The 24,805-nt window shown below is 41.5% G+C and carries 22 protein-coding genes and 1 tRNA gene; 12 read left to right on the top strand and 11 right to left on the bottom strand.

The genetic code is table 11. The features are described from left to right. Positions 1-292: 292 nt before the first annotated feature. Positions 293-1,072 (bottom strand): adenosylcobinamide-GDP ribazoletransferase, encoded by a 780-nt coding sequence (gene cobS / locus V7K73_RS29720; protein WP_334885691.1) that lies wholly within the window; start codon positions 1,070-1,072, stop codon positions 293-295. A gap of 376 nt (positions 1,073-1,448) precedes the next feature. Here cobS and V7K73_RS29715 point away from each other — a divergent pair, with 376 nt between their 5' ends. The 5 genes from V7K73_RS29715 to psbM all read left to right on the top strand — a co-directional run bounded on the left by V7K73_RS29715 (position 1,449) and on the right by psbM (position 4,420). Then, positions 1,449-1,898, top strand: a complete 450-nt coding sequence (locus V7K73_RS29715) for a hypothetical protein (RefSeq protein ID WP_334885689.1) — start codon at positions 1,449-1,451, stop codon at positions 1,896-1,898. 233 nt (positions 1,899-2,131) lie between these two features. Further along, positions 2,132-3,265 (top strand): tRNA guanosine(34) transglycosylase Tgt, encoded by a 1,134-nt coding sequence (gene tgt, locus V7K73_RS29710; protein ID WP_334885687.1) that lies wholly within the window; start codon positions 2,132-2,134, stop codon positions 3,263-3,265. A gap of 243 nt (positions 3,266-3,508) precedes the next feature. Continuing rightward, complete coding sequence (locus V7K73_RS29705) at positions 3,509-3,646, top strand: photosystem II reaction center protein K (RefSeq protein WP_006195022.1); 138 nt, start codon at positions 3,509-3,511, stop codon at positions 3,644-3,646. A 185-nt stretch (positions 3,647-3,831) separates the two neighbouring features. Continuing rightward, a complete protein-coding gene (locus V7K73_RS29700; RefSeq protein ID WP_229486647.1) occupies positions 3,832-4,128 on the top strand; it encodes a 2Fe-2S iron-sulfur cluster-binding protein in 297 nt (98 codons plus the stop codon). Positions 4,129-4,303: 175 nt separating this feature from the next. Beyond that, positions 4,304-4,420 carry a photosystem II reaction center protein PsbM gene (gene psbM, locus V7K73_RS29695; RefSeq protein ID WP_334885694.1) on the top strand — a complete coding sequence of 39 codons (117 nt, stop codon included), beginning with the start codon at positions 4,304-4,306 and terminating at the stop codon, positions 4,418-4,420. An 81-nt stretch (positions 4,421-4,501) separates the two neighbouring features. On the opposite strand, the gene V7K73_RS29690 is transcribed toward psbM, so the two are convergent. From V7K73_RS29690 to psbZ, 6 genes are all read right to left on the bottom strand, one after another. Next, positions 4,502-5,353, bottom strand: coding sequence for a universal stress protein (locus V7K73_RS29690; RefSeq protein ID WP_334885684.1), 852 nt, complete (start codon positions 5,351-5,353; stop codon positions 4,502-4,504). Between the two features lie 467 nt (positions 5,354-5,820). Then, the gene (locus tag V7K73_RS29685; protein WP_334885682.1) at positions 5,821-7,086 is read right to left on the bottom strand and encodes a glutamate-5-semialdehyde dehydrogenase; all 1,266 of its coding nucleotides are present in this window, start codon (positions 7,084-7,086) and stop codon (positions 5,821-5,823) included. A gap of 4 nt (positions 7,087-7,090) precedes the next feature. Continuing rightward, positions 7,091-7,498 (bottom strand): hypothetical protein, encoded by a 408-nt coding sequence (locus tag V7K73_RS29680; RefSeq protein WP_334885681.1) that lies wholly within the window; start codon positions 7,496-7,498, stop codon positions 7,091-7,093. An 899-nt stretch (positions 7,499-8,397) separates the two neighbouring features. After that, a tRNA-Gly gene (locus tag V7K73_RS29675) sits at positions 8,398-8,469 on the bottom strand. A 121-nt stretch (positions 8,470-8,590) separates the two neighbouring features. Further along, entirely contained in the window at positions 8,591-9,169 is a 579-nt protein-coding gene (gene ribH, locus V7K73_RS29670; protein ID WP_334885679.1) for a 6,7-dimethyl-8-ribityllumazine synthase, read from the bottom strand. Positions 9,170-9,458: 289 nt separating this feature from the next. Then, entirely contained in the window at positions 9,459-9,647 is a 189-nt protein-coding gene (gene psbZ, locus V7K73_RS29665; RefSeq protein WP_334885677.1) for a photosystem II reaction center protein PsbZ, read from the bottom strand. Between the two features lie 615 nt (positions 9,648-10,262). On the opposite strand from psbZ, the gene V7K73_RS29660 reads away from it, so the two are divergent. Continuing rightward, positions 10,263-12,989, top strand: coding sequence for a CBS domain-containing protein (locus V7K73_RS29660; RefSeq protein WP_334885675.1), 2,727 nt, complete (start codon positions 10,263-10,265; stop codon positions 12,987-12,989). Positions 12,990-13,014: 25 nt separating this feature from the next. Continuing rightward, positions 13,015-13,599, top strand: a complete 585-nt coding sequence (locus V7K73_RS29655; RefSeq protein WP_334885673.1) for a Uma2 family endonuclease — start codon at positions 13,015-13,017, stop codon at positions 13,597-13,599. 21 nt (positions 13,600-13,620) lie between these two features. Here V7K73_RS29655 and V7K73_RS29650 read toward each other — a convergent pair whose 3' ends face one another. Continuing rightward, positions 13,621-14,322 carry a Uma2 family endonuclease gene (locus tag V7K73_RS29650; RefSeq protein WP_334885671.1) on the bottom strand — a complete coding sequence of 234 codons (702 nt, stop codon included), beginning with the start codon at positions 14,320-14,322 and terminating at the stop codon, positions 13,621-13,623. A 406-nt stretch (positions 14,323-14,728) separates the two neighbouring features. Here V7K73_RS29650 and abc-f point away from each other — a divergent pair, with 406 nt between their 5' ends. The 5 genes from abc-f (at position 14,729) to V7K73_RS29625 (ending at position 20,304) form a co-directional block, all read left to right on the top strand. Continuing rightward, positions 14,729-16,363 carry a ribosomal protection-like ABC-F family protein gene (gene abc-f / locus V7K73_RS29645; protein WP_334885669.1) on the top strand — a complete coding sequence of 545 codons (1,635 nt, stop codon included), beginning with the start codon at positions 14,729-14,731 and terminating at the stop codon, positions 16,361-16,363. A 150-nt stretch (positions 16,364-16,513) separates the two neighbouring features. Next, entirely contained in the window at positions 16,514-16,840 is a 327-nt protein-coding gene (locus V7K73_RS29640; protein WP_334885667.1) for a DUF6825 family protein, read from the top strand. A gap of 150 nt (positions 16,841-16,990) precedes the next feature. After that, complete coding sequence (locus V7K73_RS29635; RefSeq protein WP_334885665.1) at positions 16,991-18,676, top strand: ABC1 kinase family protein; 1,686 nt, start codon at positions 16,991-16,993, stop codon at positions 18,674-18,676. Positions 18,677-18,691: 15 nt separating this feature from the next. Further along, positions 18,692-19,417 carry a Stp1/IreP family PP2C-type Ser/Thr phosphatase gene (locus V7K73_RS29630; RefSeq protein ID WP_334885663.1) on the top strand — a complete coding sequence of 242 codons (726 nt, stop codon included), beginning with the start codon at positions 18,692-18,694 and terminating at the stop codon, positions 19,415-19,417. Positions 19,418-20,106: 689 nt separating this feature from the next. Then, positions 20,107-20,304, top strand: a complete 198-nt coding sequence (locus V7K73_RS29625) for an NblA/ycf18 family protein (RefSeq protein WP_041565841.1) — start codon at positions 20,107-20,109, stop codon at positions 20,302-20,304. 467 nt (positions 20,305-20,771) lie between these two features. On the opposite strand, the gene V7K73_RS29620 is transcribed toward V7K73_RS29625, so the two are convergent. The 3 genes from V7K73_RS29620 to V7K73_RS29610 form a co-directional block, all read right to left on the bottom strand. Continuing rightward, on the bottom strand, positions 20,772-22,325 hold the full coding sequence (locus tag V7K73_RS29620) for a serine/threonine-protein kinase (RefSeq protein WP_334885661.1): 1,554 nt from the start codon (positions 22,323-22,325) through the stop codon (positions 20,772-20,774). A 790-nt stretch (positions 22,326-23,115) separates the two neighbouring features. Continuing rightward, entirely contained in the window at positions 23,116-24,129 is a 1,014-nt protein-coding gene (locus tag V7K73_RS29615; protein ID WP_334885659.1) for a glycosyltransferase family 2 protein, read from the bottom strand. Positions 24,130-24,344: 215 nt separating this feature from the next. Beyond that, positions 24,345-24,791 carry a hypothetical protein gene (locus tag V7K73_RS29610; protein ID WP_334885657.1) on the bottom strand — a complete coding sequence of 149 codons (447 nt, stop codon included), beginning with the start codon at positions 24,789-24,791 and terminating at the stop codon, positions 24,345-24,347. Positions 24,792-24,805 lie beyond the last annotated feature (14 nt).

Genomic DNA, 24,805 nt, shown 5'->3' with positions numbered 1-24,805 from the left:
AGTTAGGAGTTAGGAGTTAGGAGTTAGGAGTTAGGAGTTAGGAGTTAGGAGTTAGGAGTTAGGAGTTAGGAGTTAGGAGTTGGGAGTTGGGAGTTAAATATTTCAACAGTTATCAGTTATCAGTTAATTTGTCCATTGGGAGTCAGAGTCGCCCACAACTAACAAGTGGTGTCGGGGTGGTCACATAGGTGTGCCGAAGTGTCAAATCCACGACTGAAACCGCGATCGCTACTGATTTAACTGCTCACTCATAACTGCTCACTCATAACTCCTAACTCCTAACTCCTAACTCCTAACTTAAGAGAGCGGTCAGTACACAGAGAAATAAAGCTTCAGTCCACTCAACGACTGCGCCATAGGTATCTCCTGTGTGTCCGCCTAATTTGTGGTTGAACCATGCACCAGTTAAAGTAGCGATCGCACTTCCAGCAATTATCATTGCCAGTGCCAGAAATAGCTGCTGTTTATCTATCAACCAAACTAAACCACTCAAACCAAACAGCAACAACAATCCTGGTAACAAATCTTTGTAAGAACGAATGGCTTGTTTGTGAAGCGCACCTTTACCAGTTGGTTTCAGGTAAGGATATCGCGCGATCGCTAGTTGTTGTCCCCAACGTCCCCAGCCACAAGCAGCCATCAGCAATAACCAACGGTTTTCTGAGATGTCCGTTAAAGCTGCTATTTTTAGGATCACCAAGGCGATCGCTGCCATTGCCCCAAATGCTCCTGTAGCACTATCTGTCATCACTTCCAGCCGCCGATTTGGGTCGCCCACTGCTAAACCATCGGCAGTATCCATTGCCCCATCTAAGTGCAGTCCTCCAGTTATGGCAATCCAAACGCTTACTACTAAAGCACTACGAGTTAACACTGGCATACCCAGATAATCCATCCCCGTATCCAGTAACCCTAAAATTCCCCCAATTATTAACCCTACAATCGAAGCAAGGCGTGCCACTCCCCCAAAGTCTAACCCGTCCAAATACGGTACTGGAATACTTGTATAAAATATAATACTAGCTGCCAGCCTTAACAGCAGCTTTTTCCACCACTGTTGGTGTTTCGTCATTTTAGTAAGATTAATATATGGTTAATTGCTAGATAATAGACTTGGGTTAAGTAAAATCAACATGAGCATACTTTAAAACTTTAGATAAGATTTACTTCTATTAAAGATACTCCTTGAAAATTTTGTTATGCTGTTCTAAGTGGTTAATAAATAATGAAAGTATTTTTTATACAAAAAACGAATGATTCAGGAAATTAAAATTTCATCAGCGATCAAAATTTGTGTTTTGTATTCGTTAACTAAAAACTTACTCGAAATTATTTAGACGATTGCCCCACAAAATTGATATTTTTTTAAATGTAGGAAGTAAACAAGCTATTCAATTATGACAGTTTAGCTATGTTGTCGCTCTCCTTAGCTCAATCGCTATTTTCCTATGAGTCACCATCTACCCGACATCAGGATACCAGCTCCGTGCATTATTAACACGGGCATCATTGTGAATAAGCTCGACATCCGGCGATTGCTGGCAGATTTAGGTCGAGTCCACTACATCTACACCCAAGAAGATAAGGTACTGAGCGAGGGTGAAGGGGATGTGATGGAAGTTTTCGCCAATCCGCAAAGGTCTACCTTAGTGGCTAACCACGCGCTATATCTAAATGTTTGTAGTTTTGATTACTTGGAACTAAAACAGTCGGCGCAACAAGAAACCTATTTTGATTTGATGCAAGAAGGAGTGTGTCTGCGGTTGATTCCCCGCTCAACCCCCCTACAAGAGCGACGAGAGCGAACCTTCAATGTCAGCGCCATAGAAGCGATGATGGAGCAAGTCCTCTCCGCCAGGTGGGATGCAGAAATTGACGATGATTCTGATTCTTTCTAAATAACAATTAGTCCAGTATATACTCGTAAAGTTGGTAACTAGGTTAGTAGTGAACCCTTAAGTGTTCACAAAAACTTAATTGCCAGTTTTTATGTTTGTCCATAATTTAGCCAAATAATCTTAATGTTGCCCTAATACCATTTGGTTTTATGGCTGCTAGTTATGGATTTCTGAAACTCTTTACCGATTAGCGTTTCACAATCCAAAATCTAAAATCTAAAATCCAAAATGGTATGAGTGCGAATTTTTCCTTTGAATGTCTTGCAAGCTGTAGCCAAACCAAAGCTAGAGCCGGAGTCTTTTTCACTCCTCACGGTGTTGTAGAAACCCCCAGATTTATGCCAGTGGGAACGCTAGCAAATGTCAAAACTATCACCCCAGCCCAGCTACGAGATACTGGGGCGCAAATGATCTTATCGAATACTTATCATCTTCACCTACAACCAGGGGAAGCGATCGTGGCTGGAGGTGGTGGGTTGCATAAATTTATGGGTTGGAATGGCCCAATGCTTACAGATTCGGGTGGGTTTCAAGTCTTCAGCTTAAGCGAGATGCGGAAAATTACTGAAGAAGGCGTCACTTTCCGATCGCCCCATGATGGACGAATTATTAACTTAACCCCTGAGCTATCCATCGAGATTCAAAATACTTTAGGGGCGGATGTGATTATGGCCTTTGATGAGTGTCCGCCTTACCCAGCGACTCGCCAAGAGGTTGAAACTGCAACTGAGCGCACTTATCGCTGGTTAGAACGCTGCATAACGGCTCATCAACGCAGCGATCAGGCGTTGTTTGGGATTGTACAAGGGGGCGTATATTTGGATTTGCGTTGTCGTGCGGCTGAAGCTTTGGCTAAGTTGAATTTACCCGGATATGCCATTGGTGGCGTGAGTGTGGGAGAACCGCCAGAAATGATGGCTGAGATTGTGAAAGTGACAGCAGCGCTTCTACCGCCTGAAAAGCCGCGTTATTTGATGGGTGTCGGTACTTATCGGGAAATGGCGATCGCAATCGCATCTGGTATAGATTTATTTGATTGCGTAATTCCCACCCGCTGGGCCAGACATGGTACAGCGATCGTCCAGGGCGGACGCTGGAATTTAAAAAATGCTAAGTTTCGTGAAGATTTTACGCCATTAGATGAAACTTGTCCCTGCTACACTTGTCAAAATTTTAGCCGTGCTTACGTATCTCATTTAGTGCGATCGCAAGAAATTTTAGCTTATACCTTGTTGAGCATTCACAACATTACCGAACTAATTCGCTTTACGCAGCATATTAGAGAAGCAATATTAAGCGATCGCTTCACCACAGAATTTGGTCACTGGCTCAACCAAGAAAGGGGAGATGAGCGAGATGGGGGGTAAGAGGGGCAGGGGGCAGGGGGCAGGGTGAGATGAGGGAGAGTAAAAACTCCAAACTCCAAACTCCAAACTCCAAACTCCTAACTCCTAACTCCAAACTCCAAACTCCAAACTCCAAACTCCAAACTCCTAACTCCTAACTCCTAACTCCTAACTCCTAACTCCTAACTCCTAACAACTGACCAAACCATGTTAAGATATTTCTCAATTATGAAAGCTGTGTTGGATAGTTGGATTTAAACAAACATGGAAGCAGCACTTTTATTAGCAAAACTGCCTGAAGCATACCAAATCTTTGATCCTTTGGTGGACGTTCTCCCAGTCATCCCCGTATTCTTCTTGTTGCTTGCTTTCGTTTGGCAAGCAGCCGTGGGATTTAGGTAAGTTAATCTATTTTTCAATTTATAGGACAGGTGCTATACCTGTTCTATTTTTTTGTGGCGCTATATTTGATAAAATTAACATTTATTAATATTTTGTAATAATTTAATATAATAAATAAGATATGAATCAAGTCATGTCAATATGAAGCCTTGAAAGCCAAGCTTAGAATCAAGGAGGAATCAGTTATGGGTAACATCAAATTCGTTAAAGAGAATAAAGAAGTAGTGGCGGCAGATGGTGCAAATCTCCGGCTCAAAGCGATGCAAAATGACATTGATATATATAAATTTATTGGCAAGATGACCAATTGTGGTGGTAATGGTCAGTGTGGTACTTGCATTGTGGAGATAGTCGAAGGACTAGAAAATCTTTCCCCCCGCACAGACGTAGAAAACCGCAAATTCAAAAAAAAGCCGGAAAATTACCGCCTTGCCTGTCAAACTTTAGTGAATGGCTCAGTCAGTGTAGTCACCAAGCCTTAAGCTGTTAAATCTGTTATTGCTTCAATTTGTATCGAGTCAGTAGTCAAAATACTTACCAAAATTCAGTTTCCTGATTTTGAATTTTGAATTTTGAATTTTGATTTGGTATAACTCTGTCGTCGATGATGCTATCCTAAATGTTGTTGACTGGAAATTTAAGAGAGGTTTTCTTGCCATGCAAGTTAATGACCTGGGGTTCGTAGCGAGCATTTTGTTCGTACTAGTCCCCACTGTGTTTTTACTAATTCTTTACATCCAAACTGCTAGCCGCGAAAGTGGAAAAGATAATTAAGAGTTTGTGTATCAAATAAAGAACCCCTGCATCAGTAGTGTAGGGGTTTTTATTTATCCACAACTAAGTAATCATTTGACTTTAAGCGATCGTCCGCGACAACAGTACTGGACAAGTGGCATTGACTCGAACATAGTCAGACAAGGAAGATCCGATAAGTCGGTCTATATCAACAAAACTCTTAGCGATGGATGGACGACGATCTGGAGAACCGAGCAATAATAAGTCTATATTCAACTCATCTGCCAACCGACAAATTTCTTCACCAGGTTTGCCACTGCTGATATAAGACCGAGATTGGATGCCCTGTTTTTTAGCTTCTGCAACTGCGGCGGCTAAAACAGGATTTTTATCTGAGTTAATCTCGGTTATTTCCGATTTTTTCCCGCCTAAATCTGTGGTAACATTTGCCAAAATCAACTCGCCGCCCTGAATATCTCGCAGTAAAAACAGTGCCAATTTCAAGCAGTTTTTTGCGGAATCAGAGTTGTCTATTGCCACCATAATCCGCTTAATTCTTTTGACATAAATATCATCTTTTACCAGCAACATGGGGCGAGAAGATAGCTGGAAAACATACTGACTGACTGAGTTTGATAAAATGGATTGCAGCCGCTTCAGTCCGCGTGAACCCATAATAATCAAGTCAGCGTCGATTTCATCAGCTACTTGGCAAACTACATCTTTGGGGTCGCCTTCGCGCAAAATTGAAGAAACCTGGCTAGGATCTAAGTTCAAAGTTTGAATGGCATTAGCTAAAATTTTCCCGCCATTTTCCCATTTAGCTGTCATGGTAGCAGCAGTATTTTGTGCCTGAACAACATGCAAAATTGTCACTTTTGCAGATTCAATAGAAGGGATTTCTCTCAGGGTTTTGAGCATTTCTTCTGCGTGTCCCAATCCCGATACAGCCAGCAAAATTTTTTCTATCATTTTACGTGATTCTTGTTAAGTTTACTTTAGTTATCGCTGTTATTAGTTGGCTCAGGTCAGATTTTTACTGCCTTGCTCAACAACCTAGTCAGTAACTTGACACAAATAAACTTTGTTTTTTAATATTTAACACTTAAACAAATGACAAAGTACAAAAAGCTCAACAAATGTTTAAGTTCATTTGCACCTATTTACTTAAGACGATCAACTAGACTGCAATTATTAAGCATAGTCTCAATTTAGCTTGGATAACTTCATAAATTATGATGTTAGTTATCATTTTTTATCTATATTCACTTTTTTTAATTAGAAGTTAGTTAAGTCTTGCAAAGAAATGCCAAAATAATTCTTCAGAAAGATTTATTAACTGTAATATTTACCAGGCGATCGCTTCTGGCTTAAATAGTCATTTTCTTTATTCTGTGCCTTTTTTAATTCAGAATTCTAGTTTATAAATTACGAATTATTTAAAATCTGCCATTTCCCTGAACAATGTGCTTAACGGTGGTCAAAGTTTCCAGGCTGATAAATCCCCGGCGATGACCTTTTTGGTTAGACATGCCGAGAAACACTGAATCTCCCCGCGAGGGGTTGCGGGAAAAACGTGGGGAAGTGTTGATGTAGGTAGAAGCACTGGTAACTCCTAAAGCAAACTGCCGACTTTCCTGGTAAGATTCAGTAACGATAGAGTCGGCATGACCACTGCTGTATTCATTAATCCAGGCGATCGCAGCTTCTAAACTATCCACCAATTTAAAAGCTACTGTTCTAGTTAAATAAGGGTTTCCCCATTCGGCTTCTTTGACCAACTGCAACTGGGGAAAGGCTTTTACTAGTTCTGCATCTCCTTTAATTTTAAAGCCTTTTTCCATCAAGCTGTTCCACAAAACGGCTATTGATGATGGCAAGGCTTGCCGATGAATGAGTACCTTTTCAATGGCATTAACTTGATCTGGTTCGCTCTGATGGCTATTAAGAATCATTAAGCGCACCATTTCTAAACTGCTATTTAGCGACCAGTAGAGATAACAGTTACCCATCGCGGACTTTAAGACTGGGCAAGTTGACTGTCGGACTACCTGCTGTACTAAACTAGAACGTCCGTAGGGAATCACTAAATTTACGTATTGGTCTTGGGTGACTAAATCCCGAACCGAAGCACCATGTTCTGCTGCGATCAGTTCTATACAGCCAGGAGGTAGACCAACTTGGGCGATCGCACTTTGCAGTATCTCAGCGATGACGGCGTTGGAATGGCTAGCTTCAGTACTGCCTTTGAGAATTATACTATTGCCAGTTTTGATACAAAAACCTGCTGCGATCGCTCCTAAATCTGGAAACGCTTCATAAATAAATCCAATCACTCCCAAGGGCATTAACTGGGTATAACTTTGAGAATCTTCCAGTTGATAATCAGCCGTTCTGACGCGCCGCAGTGGATCTGATAATTCCCCCAACCGTTGCAAAATGTCCACGGTCATCTCTAACCTTGTGGGAGTCAGCTTTAGCCAGTCTAGTATCAACTCAGGCACTGCCATTTCCCGACTGGTCTCTAAATCCAAGGTGTTGGCTTCTAGAATGTCGTCAAATGAGCGCTCAAGGGCTTGTGCCATCGCCAGTACTGCACGACTCCGGTCTGCCCCTTTTGTGATCCCCAACTTTAGGGAAGCATGATAGGCGCGTTGAGCACTAGTAATTGGTTCGGGGTAATCATCCAAAACTTCAACAGTCATTGAGTTAACGTCTGTAGGTAAGCCAAACCATTAGTGCTGGCAGAATAGCCAATAGCACTGCCACCATTGCCCAAGCAATTATGCTGGAACTATTTGCCAATCGCAGTGCTAATGGCAGCCATATAATCACTAGCACGAAAATAATCCCAAGTGCTATAGGCAGATAGCTTTCTCCCAAGCGCGGATGGACAACATGCCAACTATTTCCCATCCAACGCCAAGCCCGCTTGTACGGATAGGTGGTAGAAAGCTGTTCTAGGACATTACCATTATCTTCTACTACAAAGATTTGCTGACAGCGATCGCAACCAAATGCTTCTGTCAGCGTAATCGGAATTAACTGACCCCGGCGACGACAGGGACAGGGGTATTCAGCATTGAAATCTATTTTTTCGGGTTTTTGAGATTGCACAAACGATATAGTAACTTGAGCGTGTTTTACACGAACTGCGAGAATAGGATCGTTTTAGTAAATGCCTGATAAGGCTTCTCTCTTTATAAAGATAAACAGGCGATGTTTAAATCGCTATGATTGCAAACACTAGATACAGCAGACTCTAAATATCCTAATTGCCATATCAGTACGAGGTTTTCTGTTTCTAGTCTTCCCCCGGGAATGGCAATCTTATTTAAAAATTTCCTTCTCTTCATTTGTTGCTTTCAAGGTAATGTGGTTGCGTTTTTGGGCATTTATTATGCTGACACACCTGGTACAATTTTAAGGATAAGGGGCGACTACTCCTAAAACAAATCGTTTCGGAAGGCTACGCTCATAGACAACAGATACTAATAAACCCGCTCATTTTCCTTTGACTCACTATATATTACTATCCACTTATCAAGGTTAGATCGGGATTAGGTGTAACCTCTATTCGTTGCAGTTTACAAGCATTTAAAGAGCGAGAATTGCCAAAACATCCAGAGCGTGTGTGTGACTTTTTGCCCAAATAGATTGTGGCTAACTTCACTGCTAAAAGACGCTTTACACCTGACAACACTATTATTTAACTATCCACCTTTAGTCAAGTGTAATACACCCTACATAAAACGAATTAATTACACCTATCAAGATTGTAGCCAAGCTAATGTATATCTACACCAGTCTAAAGCTGGGTTTTATATTTCTTAGCAAGTGGGTAACGCTTCTTTTTGTGGGCGATATTAAAATTGAGACAGTAGACGATTTGTTTGCTCAATCTGTCTACATTGGGAGCGATTCACAAGAGTGTAGTCTGAATCGCCGAAGACTTCAATGCACCTTAAAAATACTAAACCTCTTGGAGTTAAAAACTGCAAGAGGTTTTAGTTGGAAGCGGGTAACGCGATTCGAACGCGCGACATTCACCTTGGCAAGGTGACGCTCTACCACTGAGCTATACCCGCAATCGATAACCATACATTAATATCTCAGATTTATTTCTAATTGTCAACCCCTTAATTAGTCATTGGTCATTAGTCATTGGACAAGGAACAAAGGACTAATGACTAATGACTAATGACTCATTTAGCCCAATTCTTCTGACTCCGCAGTTAAATTGCCGATGCTGGCACTTTGAAAAGAGGCTGGCAAAGACTGGCTATTACGAGAATATGGCTCTGCTAGGTTAGAACGCAGTTGGCGCATCAGGCTTGCCATTTCTAGGGCATTCAGGGCATAATCCCAGCCATGATTACCTTTGATGCCTGCCCGTTCTAAGGCTTGCTGCATAGTGTCTACCGTCAAAATGCCAAAAATTACTGGCACTCCAGTTTGAAAGCTAGCGGCGGCGATTCCTTTAGAAACTTCGGCGGATACATAATCAAAATGGGGTGTTTGCCCTCGAATGACTGCGCCAAGACAAATTACAGCATCATAACGATGGGAAAGTGCTAGTTGGCGAGCTACTAAAGGTACCTCAAAACTTCCTGGAACCCAAACATAGTCCACCTGATGACCTTGGGGGTCAGGATCTACACCGTGGCGTTTCAAGCAATCTTGACATCCCTCTAGTAGCTTTCCGGTAACTAGGTCATTGAATCGACCAATCACCACTGCAAACCGCAAAGGCTCCGTTTGGGTAAAAGTTCCCTCGAAAACTGCCATGACTGCCTCTTAATCAACTATAGTTCTGGCCAATATAGCGGTTCTCGTTTATGTGAGGTACATCGGTAGGGGTCAGGCACTGCCTGTCCCCTACACCAGCGATATAATGTTGTACCGCATCTGAATGGGAACCGCTATATACATACATTTCTTATTTAAATGTAGAGGAGCAGGAAAGCACGGTGAGAAAAAAGGAAATCGGAAAAAATCTCTCCTTTTCTCTTTGACCTTGGCTTTTCTGCCCCTCTAGTTCTTATATTATGTGGCTGCGCCAGAGCAAAGTCGTCGTCTACACGACAAAAAAGTTTAACAAACCAACTAAAAATACCAAAGCAATCCAGACACCAGAGCCAACCCAGAGGAGTTTTTTAGATTCAACCCAATTTTGGGGAGTGGCATAAGCAACCGGGACGCCAACAACCAGGACAAAAGACAATACAACTAGGCTTATCAAAGCGAATTGGAATATTATGGTCATTTTTGCTTCTCCCAATACAGCGAAATAGTGATATGTCTTACACTAACAGTAAGGTGTACAGTGTAGGCAACGAGTGTGACTCCTCCTATTGCATAGGACATTTCCAGAAGCTCTGGTTTCATGTCCTGGCGTTCTCCCACTGCCGACAGATTGATTTTTTCTTCCTTTCGTAACCCACAAATTTTACGACACAGGATGAATTGCTTATGACTTTTGCACTGATGTGTCAACCAATGGTAAATTTGCATTTTTTAAAAGGATACCTACTCTTTTCCCTTTGTCCAACGTTTCACGTAGGTTTCCTAGAGGGTAGTAAGCGAGGTGTATCAACGACCGTGGTGGCGAGTAACCACTTAAATCATACAACGCCCCGATCATGTATTTCAGAATATTTGACAATTAGGGCGCTGATTCTGAGGGTTAAAGGGTGAGGCTTCTGCCCATTTTATCTCAAGGGCAACACTGAATACTTTTTTCTTATTTTTCAGTTACCAAAAATTACAATACTTTAGTCGTTCGTCCTTTGTCTAAGCACTGATGACCAATACTTCTCTTCTTAGGCTGCGCCAACGGCAACGCTCAGTACAAGTGACCAATGACTAATGACTCTTAATTATGGATTTAATTCTTTGCCACACAACAGCCGATTTTGACGCACTAGGGGCTGCGGTGGGGTTAACGCGCCTACTACCGGGAAGTAAGATTGTGCTGAGTGGCGGTTCTCACCCTCCTGTAAGGGATTTTTTGGCATTGCATCGGGATGAATATCCGCTGATTGAACGCCGTTCGGTGAATCCAGAAAAAATTCGTTCTCTGAGTGTGGTGGATACGCAACAGCGCGATCGCCTGGGTAAGGCTGCCGAATGGTTAGATTTACCCAATCTAAAAGAGATTATAGTTTATGACCATCACTTAGGACAAGAGTCAGATATTGCTGCCACGCGATCGCACATTTCCTCAGTCGGAGCGACGACAACTTTAATCGTCGAGCAATTGCAACAACAGCAAATTTCCCTGACTCCGGCTGAAGCAACGGTGATGGCTTTGGGTATTCACGTTGACACTGGCTCTTTGACCTTTGACCTGTCCACACCACGGGATGCTTTCGCTTTGGCTTGGTTGATGCAACAAGGTGCCAGTTTATCAGTAATTTCTACTTACCGTGACCCTAGCTTGTCTTTACAATTGCAGCAGCTATTAACTGAATCGCTAGAAAATTTAGAATCTCTCTATCTACATGGATATACGGTTGCTTGGGTAACTCTGAAAACAGATGCTTTTGTGCCGGGGTTATCGAGTTTGGCATCCCAACTCGTGGAATTAACCGAAATTGATGCCCTATTGTTGGCTAATGAGTATGATTTAGCTGAAAGTGAGTCACGTTTAACTGTAATTGGGCGATCGCAAATTCCCAAAACAAATCTTAACGTATTATTTCAACTTCTAGGTGGCGGCGGTCATTCACAAGCCGCATCCCTAAACTTAAGGGGAGTTGATTCACAGACAATATTACAACAACTCGTTGATGGAGTAAAAGCGCAAATTCCCAATCCCCCCACTGCTAGAGATTTGATGTCTTCTCCTGTCCGCACTATTCTACCTGAAACCACAATTGCCGAAGCCCAGCGTATTTTATTACGTTATGGACACTCTGGTTTATCTGTAGTCGATACCCACGGGCAACTAGTAGGTATTATTTCGCGGCGGGATATTGATATCGCCTTGCACCACGGGTTTAGTCATGCGCCAGTCAAAGGCTATATGACAAGAAATCTGAGAACAATTACGGCAGATACGACACTGCCACAAATTGAGTCGCTGATGGTGACTTATGATATCGGCCGTTTACCAGTATTGGAAAATCAGCAGTTAGTTGGTATTGTCACCCGCACTGATGTATTGAGGGAATTACATCAAGAAAGGGATGAAGAGGAAGAGGGACAAAAATTCAAAATTCAAAATGACGCTCACGCGGCGCTAACAAAATTCAAAATTCCTCTCAACACTGAGTTGCAAAATCGCCTTGCTCCGCAACTCTGGCAATTACTTACAATAGCATCGCAAGAGGCAGAAAAACGGGGTTGGCATCTTTATCTTGTCGGGGGTGCGGTGCGGGATTTACTGTTAGCCCAAGCATCATCAGGCACATTTATGATTAAAGATATTGACTTGGTAGTTGATGGCTTTCACAAATCAGCAGATGTGGGTGCTGGTGTGGAATTAGCAAAGGCACTTCAACAAGTTTATCCTACGGCTCGCTTAGAAATCCACGGGGCTTTTCAAACTGCGGCTTTGTTGTGGCATAAAGATGCCGAATTAGATTCTTTATGGGTAGATATTGCCACCGCTAGAACAGAATTCTATCCTTATCCAGCAGCAAATCCAGAAGTTGAGGCGAGTTCGATTCGTCAAGACTTGTATCGTCGAGATTTTACCATAAATGCGATCGCCTTACGCCTCACTACTCCCCGTACTGGTGAATTACTCGATTTTTTTGGTGGATTAATCGATTTACAAGCTAAACAAATTCGGGTTTTGCACGCCAATAGTTTTATCGAAGACCCCACCCGGATTTTTCGTGGTGTGCGCTTTGCTGTGCGCTTTGGATTTCAGATAGAACCGCAAACTGAAGAGTTTATCCGCTATGCCATCAACAGTGGTATTTACGATCGCACTGCTCAAGAGAATAGCAGAACTCCAGCCCTGCAAACTCGACTGAAAACGGAATTAAAACATATCCTAGAAGCCCCTTACTGGAAATCGGTTTTGCAGTTACTCGATAATTTAGGCGCATTGCAATGTATCCATCCTACCCTGAAGCTAGACGCAGAACTATTGCGACAATTACGTTTGCTAGAACGCTGCTTGCGGCGATTTGATGCTGAACAAACCCTCATTCATTGGGAAATGCGCTTAGAAGCGTTAATCACCCAACTTGCACCAGAATATCGGGCGAAAGTAGCAAAAAATCTGCAATTGCAAGAGGATAGCATTAAACGCTTGCAAAATTTGGCTTCTGTCCAAACTAATGTGATGGAATCTTTGCCTAAGTGTGAAAGTCCTAGTCAAGTAGTGCAGTTGCTGCGACAGTACGACTTACCAATGTTGATTTTAATTGCTTTGCAAAGTCCGCGATCGCTTAGACATCAAATTTGGGAATATTTAACTGTTTGGGCTAATGTGCAGCCACTATTGAATGGCAATGATTTAAAGAAACTTGGTTACAAACCAGGGCCTCAATATCGACAAATCTTAGATGATATACTTGCTGCTACTTTGGATGGAGTGATTAAACATAGAAGTGAGGCTGAGGAGTTTTTAGCACAACACTATCCTCATTAATTTATATTTCACAGATATGGTTTTTATGCAAACACAAATACCGAAAAAATCCTCCAGTCCAGAGGAATATTTACAACTAGAGGAGACATCAGAATCCAAAAATGAATATAGAGATGGAGAAATAATTCCTCTGGCTGGTGGTACGACTAATCACAATGAAATAGCAGGTAATTTTTATGCCAATTTTAAATTTACGATGCGGGGTAAAAATTACAAAATCTACATGGGTGATGTCAAATTGTGGATACAGCGTTATCGGATCTACACTTATCCTGATGTCATGGTTATTCAGGGAGAACCAATATATGAGGGAACTGGCACTACTACAGTCACCAATCCCATAATGATTGTGGAAGTATTATCTAAATCCACAGAGAATCACGATCGAACTAATAAATTTAGATTTTATCGTTCTATTGCGACACTCAAAGAATATATTATGATTAATCAATATGAATATCTTGTTGAGCAGTTTAATAAAAATGCTGAAGGGCAATGGGTATTAACTGAATACGAATCAGTAGATGCTGTATTATCACTAAAATCAATAGGGTTTCAAATTTCCTTCAGCGATATTTATCAAGGAGTTAATTTTGAAATAGAAGAATAATCATAATGCGATCGCAGCAGTCTAAATTGTATCTGGGTTGAGATTTAACTCTCGCAGTTTTGCAGCCAAACGTTCTGCCTTTTCTTCAGCTTGTTGTGCCTTTTCTTCAGCTTGTTCTGCCGTTTCTTCAGGTGTTGGTACTACTTGCCCATCTTGTGTAAAAAATCGCAATAGTCCCTGATAAACTCCCAAATATAAACCTAGCTGATGACTCCACAAATATCCTTCTTCACTTGCTTGTAAAGGTTGATATTCTCCATCTACTAAATGAAATCCCGCAAATTCTTGTGTGTAAGGATCGAACCAAAAATAATCCGGTGTGCGAAAAGTATTTTGATAAATTTCTTTTTTTAAACCTTTATCAGTATTCGCTGTTGAGTCAGACAAAATTTCTAGAATTACATTGGGATATTTGCCATCTTCTTCCCACACTACCCAACTTTTACGGGTTTTGCGTTCAGTTCCCAGCACTACAAAAAAGTCTGGCCCTCGGAAGTATTCTGATTTGCGTTGGTGTGGACTATAGTAGATAGTCAGATTTCCCGCCGCATAGAAATCATTTCTATCTCGCCACAACCATTCCAGACATGTTAAGAGGAGGATTATTTGCCGTAAATGCAGTTCGCTTTCCAAGGGAGGTTCGTCACTATATAAATCACCAGGCGGAAATATAACATCTTGGCAGATGCCTTCTTGAGAATCTAATTCTTGAGCTATGGTCATAGAATGGATGCGGCATCAAGTAGTTATCGATTTATTTTAGCAGTTTTAGTTTTGTAGTTAGCGATCGCGTCGCGTACCGTAAATAAAAAAAGCGATCGCTAGTCTTTGAAAATTCCTTCATGCTACACTGTAATCAATATCAAACCTCATCACAACTCCAACGAGATAGCACAAATGAAGTAGTACCAAACACCTGTTGCGCCAAAGCAATAAATGTCAACGAAGAATAAATGCAACTAGTTTGACAGGATTACTTCACATAGTCATGCACTAAAAATATTGTCATTACTCATATCTACATTTAACCGCTTGGCAAGTGTCTGCGGCTAAGTTCATTTTGTGTCTAATTTCCCCGTAATTGTTATGAATACGCGGTTGGAACTTTGCGAATTGAGGTTTGAGAAGAATGCAGAAAAAATCAATATTATTAGCTGAGAATTTAGCCTACGAACTCAGCTTGGACAGAACTTTGTTTCAAAACATTCAGGTGAGTATCGAAGCAGGCGATCGGATCGCTTTAGTAGGTCGCAACGGTGTAGGAAAATCAACCCTACTCAAGATACTTGCAGGTCAAATTAGACCAAATGCAGGTTCTGTTTGCTGTAATAGTGTTGTTTACTATTTGCCACAAATCAGCACTATTAGGCAAGAAATCACAGCAGATACAGTACTAACTTTTTTGGTTTCTATTTCTGATGATTGGTGGAATATTGAGGATATTTTACAAACACAATTCCACACAACACTTGACTTATCTTTACCAATTGCTAACTTAAGTGGTGGAGAACTCACAAAACTATTTCTGGCGATTGGTTTATCTCAACAGCCCAACTTGTTATTGCTGGATGAGCCAACTAACCACATGGATTTGCAAGCGTTAGAAAGCTTAAGACAGTTTCTTTTAAATTTCACAGGTGCGTATGTAATTGTCTCACACAAACCTTTTTTCTTAGATCAAGTAACATCTGTAACTTGGGAACTTACACCTGTTGGTTTGAAAGTATATGGAGGTAATTTTTCTGAGTATCGAGAACAGAAAGAAATCGAGTTAGAGGTAGCATTGCGATCGCACGAAGTCGCCAGAAAGGAACTCAAACGTACCCAAGCCACAGCTATACAAGAACAGCAACGTGCAGCCCAATCAAGTCGCAACGGTCGCGCTAAGTTTCTTAATGGTAGTATCGATAGAACAGCAGCAGGACTGATTAAAACCAAAGCTGAGGTGTCTACCGGAAATGCGAAAAAGAAACATGAAGCAGCAGTAGCAAAGGCGAATCAAAAGGTTGCAGAGACGAAGGTCAAAACGACCAAAGTAACGAGTATTCAGCTAGAAGAAAAAAATCAAAAGCGCCGAAATCTAATTAATATCCAAGGTGCAAATCTTAGGATATCAGAACGTCTATTGATTCAAAATGTTCAATTGCATGTATCATCTGGCGATCGCATAGCCATTATCGGCGCAAACGGTTCTGGTAAATCGAGTCTGGTAAAGGCAATTTTAGGAATGGAAAACCAAACAGCAGTTTTTGACTCAGGTGAGGTTTTTCTAGCACCAGCCATGAAAGCTGTATATCTCGATCAAACTTACGAATTCGTAAATCGCCAATACACACTTTTGGAAAATATGCAAGCTGCTAATCCTGATCTCAGGTATCAGCTTTTGCGTCAACAACTAGGACACTTTCTGTTTAAATATGATGACGTTCACAAAAGCGCCTCTGTACTGAGTGGGGGTGAGTTGGCAAGATTAGCCATCGCTACGATCAGTATCTCAGAAATCGATCTGCTGATTCTCGATGAGCCAACTAATAACCTGGATATTGAAACTGTTGAACAAATAGTAGTAGGTATCAATGACTATCAAGGAGCTATTTGGGTAATTTCCCACGATCTAGATTTCCTTAGCCGGATTAATATTACTCAAAGTTTCAAGTTGAAAGAGCAAGCCTTGCAAATGACAGCCTATTTACCCAATACACCAGAGCAATATTATCAAGAGTTGCTGGAATGTCATCATATATTTTACCCCAGGTCGGTGTAGCCCTCCTTTGTATGCCCGCAAACTCCGCCAATTCTATTCGCCAAGCCTGAAGTAGCACATCGCGTCACATAAATCTCTAACTCCCTAGCAGAAGCCGTAAAGCATACAGGCAAGTTATAATTCTTTTGCGGATCAACGTAACAAAAATTTATGAGTAACCCCCTTGTGCAAGCCTTTTTCGTAGGCAGAGCAGTAGCTGAAGTAGTTAATGAGCGTTTAGAGGTCGCCTTGACCGATGCTTTGAGCGATCTGGGCAAATTTGATGCCGAAGCTAAAGAGCAGTTGCGCCAGTTTACAGACGAAGTTCTAGAGCGAGCAAATCGGGCAGCAGAAGCTGCTAATGCTGGTCAATCTACTACAGGTGGTGGACAAGCCAGTTCTGAATCAGGTGACTTGCAAGCAGATATTGATGAATTACGAGCAGAAATTGCCCTGTTACGAACAGAATTGCAACATTATCGCAGAACTTCTGCATAAATTTTAGTCATTGGTCATTCGTCATTAGTCATTCGTCAAAAATTTTGCACAAATGACAAATGACAAAGGACACTTAAAAAAAACAGTTTAGGAATCAGAGTGTCTTTTCTTTCAAGGGATTCGCTTGCAAACCAACGGTAAAAAAAGTATATGGAACAAGGTTATTCAGATAAAGCATACCGTTGGAATCGGGAAAAATACTCTAGCAGACGGCGTTTTGTGGACATTTGGTCTTTTGTCTTGACCTTATTGTTCAGACTTTGGCTATACAACAAATCTTGGAGTTATCCGGGTGGTGTGACTGAGGCAAAGCAAGCCACAAGACGCAAAACCCAAGCGGTGTGGATTCGCAATACCCTACTAGATTTAGGCCCAACCTTCATCAAAGTAGGGCAATTGTTTTCTACCCGTGCTGATATATTCCCAGTTGAATATGTAGAAGAACTAGCCAAGTTACAAGACAAAGTACCGGCATTTAGCTATGAGCAAGTAGAAGCGACCATTGAGAAAGAACTAAGCAAGAAAATTCCTGAACTATTCCATAATTTTGAACCGATTCCTTTAGCTGCTGCTAGCTTGGGGCAAGTACACAAAGCTGTGCTACATAGTGGGGAATCGGTTGTTGTCAAGGTGCAACGTCCTGGACTAAAAAAATTATTTGAAATAGATTTACAAATTCTTAAGGGAATTACCCGCTATTTTCAAAACCATCCCAAATGGGGACGGGGACGAGATTGGTTAGGTATTTATGAAGAATGTTGTCGTATTCTTTGGGAAGAAATTGATTATCTCAACGAAGGTCGTAATGCTGATACTTTTCGCCGGAACTTTCGCGGCTACGATTGGGTGAATGTCCCAAAAGTATACTGGCGTTATGCCTCGTCTAGAGTGTTGACTTTAGAATATCTCCCTGGAATTAAAATTAGCCAATACGAAGCTTTAGAAGCAGCAGGTTTAGATCGAAAGTTGATCGCTCGTCAAGGCGCTCAAGCCTATTTAGTACAGTTGCTCAATAGTGGCTTTTTCCACGCCGATCCTCACCCAGGCAATATTGCCATTAGTACAACTGGTGCTTTGATATTCTACGATTTCGGTATGATGGGGCGGATTAAGTCAAACGTGCGTGAAGGATTGATGCAAACACTGTTTGGCATTGCCCAAAAAGATGGCGATCGCGTTGTAGAATCTCTAATCGAGTTAGGCGCGATCGCCCCAACCGATGACATGGGGCCAGTGCGGCGTTCCGTCCAGTACATGCTGGATCATTTCATGGATAAGCCTTTTGAAAACCAATCAGTAGCAGCAATCAGTGACGATCTTTACGAAATAGCTTATAATCAGCCATTTAGATTTCCAGCAACCTTCACTTTTGTGATGCGAGCCTTTTCTACTCTAGAAGGGGTAGGCAAAGGTTTAGATCCAGAGTTTAACTTTATGGAAGTTGCCAAACCGTATGCAATGCAGCTTATGACCGATATGAATGGTTCTGAGGGAAATAGCTTTATTAACGAATTAAGTCGTCAAGCAGCTCAGGTAAGTAGTACCGCGTTTGGTCTACCACGTAGATTAGAGGATACCCTAGAGAAGCTAGAACGGGGAGACATGCGCTTGCGTGTTCGGTCTATCGAAACTGAACGCCTATTGCGCCGACAGAGCAGTATTCAGCTGTCAATAAGCTATGCTCTGTTAATCAGTGGTTTCACCCTTTCAGCTACGATCTTAATCGTTACCAATTATGTATGGTGGGCATTAGGGCCTGGTTTAATTGCAGCAGGGCTTTCAGTGATCCTGATCAGACTAATTTTACGCCTTGACCGTTACGATCGGATGTATTAATTTTTGCAAAAAAATATGAAACTTAATTTCACGGGTTTTAGCGATCCGGGACTTATTCGTTCTAATAATCAGGATGCTTACTATATCGACCCAGAGGCGCGGTTTTTCGTTGTCGCCGATGGTATGGGGGGTCATGCAGGAGGTGAGGAAGCAAGCCGCATTGCCACTAAGGAAATTCAGGCGTATTTGGTAGCAAATTGGCAATCTTCAAAATCTTCCCAAGAATTGCTAGAGCAAGCTTTGTGGGGTGCCAATAAAGCGATTTTGCACGATCAGCAAAATCATCCAGAACGCGCCGACATGGGTACAACAGTTGTAGCGGTAATTTTTCGCGCCCCAGAGCCGCCCTGGTGCGGTCATGTTGGCGATTCGCGGCTGTATCGCTTCCGAGAATCGCACTTAGAACAAGTAACTGAAGACCACACTTGGGTAGCACGGGCAATCAAAATCGGTGATATCACCTTAGATGAAGCACGATCGCATCCGTTTCGTCATGTATTATCGCGCTGTTTGGGGCGTGAAGACTTACATCAAATTGATGTGCAACCACTGGATGTAAAAGCTGGCGATCGCTTGCTGTTATGTAGTGATGGTCTAACAGAAGAACTTGTCGAACAGAAGATTGCTAGCTGCCTCCAAAACACTCCTTGGCTTGATAAAGCCGCCATCTCTCTAGTTGAGGCTGCCAAAGACCACGGAGGACACGATAACATCACAGTTGTCATCGTTTCACTCGACTAAATAGTTGTTGGTCATTGGTCATTGGTCATTTGTCATTGGTCATTGGTCAAGAGTTACTAGCTATTTGACAAAGGACAAGGGACAAAGGACAAATCCGGTAGATATACTCAGCAATTTGTTCAGCATGAGCATTTTTACTTTTTACAATTTGATACAAATATTTTTAGCCTTCAAAGTCACCTAAAAGAGGCTAAATTTGCATAATATTGGTAGATTTACATCTTGCACGTCATAAGGTTAAGCGACTATAATTCTCGCTTATTACCATCCATTCTCCAACCTCCTGAAAGTCCCAACCCTCCGAAGCTTTTTCCATATTGGCAGGAGACAGCATCTTAGCTTTTCTCCAAGAGGGAAACTATGTAGGATTTAGGACAAAATTTGCTCATCTCCTCAAAGGAGAGTTATGCAAAGCAAAAAGGAGTCAAGAGGTAGTTATATCTATCCAAGACCAAACAGAGAATATTTCCCGAATATGGCTCGGCTAACTTGGGTGGTATATCAGTAGGATTAGGTGCAAGATATCAGAGCAGAAAAAGTCCACATTTAGGATGTGGGCAATGTGTCAAACACTTGTTATCTTTCTTAATACGGAGGAACAAATGTTGGACAGATATCAGTCCAATTTTATCCAATTTGGACTTCTGTAAGCGATATCACCTTTACTCGTTGTTTTTTCGGAGTTAATTATGAACCAACCAATGAAACTATCCTTGGAACAGCAATTCAGTATCTGCTCATTTGCTACTCAGGTGCAAAATATGAGCCACGATCAAGCTAAAGACTTTTTAGTAAAGCTCTATGAACAAATGGTCGTGCGCGAGGCAACTTATCAAGAGCTTCTTAAGCACCAGTGGGGCTTAGATTCCGGTTCCACTATGGCATAGAGTCGTTCTACTGTCGCAGTGGGCGACCTCCTTCTCTTGCTTGGTTCCAAGGAGGAAAAGAGCTGGGGATGTCGGGGCGTCAACTTCGATAACCAATTTTGCAAAGGTTGGACAAAAATTAAATTCAAAAAACTAACAATGAGTAAAATTTTCGACGATACATCTGCTAGAGTCTAAATTTACTTTCATTTTGTATTAAACATCTACTTTTGGCTTTAGCTAGACTTCCTTTAGATTCGTCTAATGTGCGAATTAACCTGCGTAAATTTACAACAATCTCCCGCAATATATACATAGGAAGATTGAGAGGAAATTTAGATAGCCGTAATTTGGCAGCTACTTTTTTCACTCTTTATACATCTAACTAGAACTTACATCTTTATATATATTTTGTTTATAAAAGTTTACATTCTTCCATAAACCACCCTTTAGTTACATATAAGACATGTAACATGAATAAATTATTCCTAGCTGCAAAGATCGTATGGAGAATCTGTATTAATACTTTCCAATTTTGCGATAATTTGAGGCTTAATCTTTTCATACTCGCTTTTGAGTAATCTTTTACTCATTTGCGGGTCAACAGAGGACATCAATGTGTTGCTCATTGCAACCCACTCTTGCAGTCGTTGGCGCTGGGCAGAAGCGATGCTAGAAAGTAAGATATGGGTACACCGATTTGGTGTTTCTCGTGCAAAGAACAACAGGCGGTAGTAACCTGTATGCTGTAGTAACCGGACAATTTCTTGACCAAGACTGGTTTTGAGATCAAGGTAGTAAGGTAACCATTTAGCACCATGTTTGCGGTTATAGATGACAGTAATCCATAGCAGCATGGGATGGGGAACAGAGATGAACAGAAATTGGTTATAGCGGGTACAGAGTAAGCGCTTTTGAATTTCCTCTTGCGGTAGCATCACCCAAAGGGCTGGTAAAAGCTCTCCATTGCTATTAATAGCCTGAGGAAACACAATATCGGCAACTGGTTTATTTTGGGGCCAGGAAATGCCACGAGCGATTTCATCGTTTGACGAGGATACCCGCGAATCGCCTTTTGTCTTTTGTTCAAGCTCATTGCTCACTGTAGTAGCAGGAACTAGGGCTTGGCTGTCTTGCTTAATTTTGCGTGAATGCTCAGGCTTTTCTAGAGATGCTAAAACTTTGAGGATTTCAGTGATGCTTTGGGGGCGATCGCGTGGTACTTTAGCTAGACAACTCATCACCAAATTTTCGATTTCTTTTGGTAATTCTAATCCGGGCGCAACCTCAGCAAAAGAATGTGGTTTTTGATAATGATGTGTTTTATACCATGCTCCAAAAGAATGAATTGGTGGCACCAGTGGCATTTTGCCTGTGAGCATCTCAAACATCATGACGCCCAAACTATAAATATCAGCACGATTGTCTAATTCTTTACCCTCCATCTGTTCGGGAGAAGAATAAGCCAATGTCCCCAAATAGAATTTTGTATGGTCGCCATCTGACTGTAATAATTTAGCAATACCAAAATCTAGAACCTTGACCAATTCTCCAAAACTGGGATCTTGAATCACCAGCATATTGCTTGGCTTGATATCGCGGTGGATAATTGGGCAAATATTGCCCTCAACTGGGATACCATCATGGGCGCACTGTAACCCCAGGCTGAGTTGACGCACCATACTCAAAAATCTTGGTAAAGGCAGTCCTTGCTTGCGAATAATATTGTTCAGGCTTTGTCCTTGTAGGTATTCCATGACGTAGAACGGGGTGTTATTGTCATCTACGCCATAGTCCATGACTCGGACAATGTGAATGCTTTTTTGCCCTAGTAAAGCACAGGTTTTTGCTTCTCGCTCAAAGCGGTCTTGCAATCGCATCTTTTCATTTTGGATTGATAGCGCCAGAAACTTAACCGCAACCGGTACACCTCCCAACAAAGTATCTTTGGCACGATAAACCCGACCCATCGCTCCAGTACCGATTAATTCTTGGAGTTGGTAGCGTTTGCTGAGTAAGCGACCAATATTGGGGTCTGACATAGAGAATTTGAATCCAAAAGCAGGTTGTAAGTGTTTAGGAGGAAAAGTACGAGGCTTTGAATCTTACTCCCCTTCCCTTTTAGGGGAGGGGTTGGGGGTTAGGTCTATATTGCACTCAACTGCAAACTGCTATAATGACGTTTTTTACCATTTTGCATTTTCACTGTGGTGTAATTTTAGTTTGCCCAATTTTGACTAAATAGATAACTCTAGGATCTGCCAAAAACTTTAATTAGGTATTACCACACTTACCACAGAGTTCTAATAACTGAGTAATGAGTGCGGAGTTTTGAATATCAACAAAGCCAGAGGAGGCGACCTAAAGTCCTGCGGGGCAGATTTTTTAAGTCCCAACCCATTATTATGCCTCGGAAATAATGCTTTAGCTTAGAGACCATTTATAAGGGACTTCCAAATAAAAAAATACCCAAAAACTCTCTCTTCCTCATTCCTGTGTGTCGCGCCAGTTGCTTCTCCCAAGGGGAGACGCGCAAGGGACAAGTCTCTTAACCCGCAAGGGCGCACTGGCTTCTCTGTGTCTGGAGTGGTTCGTTTCATTTGAGTAATTTATTTCTTGGAAGTCCCTAAAGTAAATACTAAGTAGGGTGCATTAGACCCAAGCCGTAACGCACCATGTTCATAGCGGTGTCGTTAGGCGCTCATATCATGTTTTTTGTGACAAACAAATTAGATCAAAATATACACCTAACATCCCCTACGGTAATTTTATTTTATAAATAATCTCTGGCTACGTAAGGATGGATTATTTATTAAGAAAGCTGTGATAGGACTAATTGGTAATTTTTCGTTTTTTATGGATGTTATAAGAAATGTCAAAAACTGATTTATTACCCATTATATAGTATTGAATTCGGCGTCCGATAATATTGTTCAATCGGGAAATTAACTCATAAAAGAAGTAAGGACTTTTCCCCATTTCTGTGAATGCTATTAACCATTTTCCTTGCTTCAGAGGTTCTATAACTTGATAGTAAGCTAGATATTTTTTATAAACTGAATTATTATAAGAAAGAGCGCGCATTAAAGCTGGATTTGTTTTAACAATTTCTTGTTGCATGAAAGAAGTAGTAGCACTCAAATATTGATTTAGACGTGGCAATTGGCTTTTATGTACAAGAGAGCCGGGGCGTGAACGGTAGAAATAATAGGGTTTTGGCTCAAGGAAAAAGCGAGCGCCTTTGATTAAGCATTTCATATCAATCCAAAAATCTTGGCCCATCCTGATAGCATCATCGTACTCGATGCCGTGCTTAACCAGAAATTCTCGTTTAAATAGAGGCTTGCTTAGACCAAGATGCAACCCTGGTTGTCCATAGACATCAGTTTCTACAAAATAAACGATATCAATTTGGAGAATTTTGTCTATACGTTCTTCACTTTCTTGAATCAATGTACTCCAAGGAGATGTTTCGCCATCGTTGATTAAATAAAGATCGTCAGCAATCATATCTGCATTTATTTCGTCTGCCAGTGACACAAGCTTGGACAATCTTTCGGGAGCATACCAATCATCTGAATCAAGTACAGCAATCCATTCTCCTTGAGCTGCTCTCAGGGCCCGATTACGCGCAGCAGCAGCCCCAAGGTTTTGTTGATTAACTATTACTTTCAGACGTGGATCGGTAAAACTTTTAGCGACTTCTACAGTTTTATCAGTTGAAGCATCATCGACTATGATAAGTTCAATATCTGTGAGCGTTTGCTCTAAGACTGATTCTATTGCCTTGGCAATATAAGCTTCAGTATTGTAAGCAGGAATAATAACAGAGACTTTAGGATTCATGAAACTGGACTCCAGACTACACGATTCGGTAAAAATACTAAAAGTCTAACGATAATTTGATAATTTCTTATTTAGTATACAACTCAGTAGGTCAGTGAAAATAAACAATGACTCCTTGAGGTCAGGCATGAGACATTGGGCGTTGAGGAAGCAGTGCATTGGAATTGTTTGAGCGGCAGACTTCTAGACTAGACACACAGCACGCAGCGCTACCTTTAGCTTGACTGACGCTCTAGGCTAACTTCCATTGTGTTAGTTAAAAAATGACCAGCCAAAATGCCACTACTGAGGTAATACCTATCTTCCGAAATTCGGTGCAGGGTTTCAAAGCCACTACGACGCTGACGATCGCCTATTACCCAATAACGCTGCACAATAGTATCTAAACCAATCCAGCCTTCACCTTCAATCTGCCCCAAAATATTATGCTGGAGTAAAAAAGTATACTGACGCTCTCCCTCATGCAGCCGCCCCTTGTATTGCAGAGAGATTTCTGAGCGATCGCTACCAGGAAATATCAGTTTTGTAGCCATAGTAAACCAGTTATCTCGATTCCAAGCTACCAAGGTCATACCCTTGACACTGATTGGCATACCATTACGTTCGAACCAATTTCCTTGCATTGTCCAGCGTCCTGGTTCCAATAAAAATGTATGAGCCACCTTCTATATTCCCT

The organism is Nostoc sp. (assembly GCF_036916975.1).
In the GTDB taxonomy this organism is placed as follows: domain Bacteria; phylum Cyanobacteriota; class Cyanobacteriia; order Cyanobacteriales; family Nostocaceae; genus Nostoc.
Note: the sequence above shows the minus strand (reverse complement) of the source record. Positions and strands in the feature narration are given on the sequence as shown.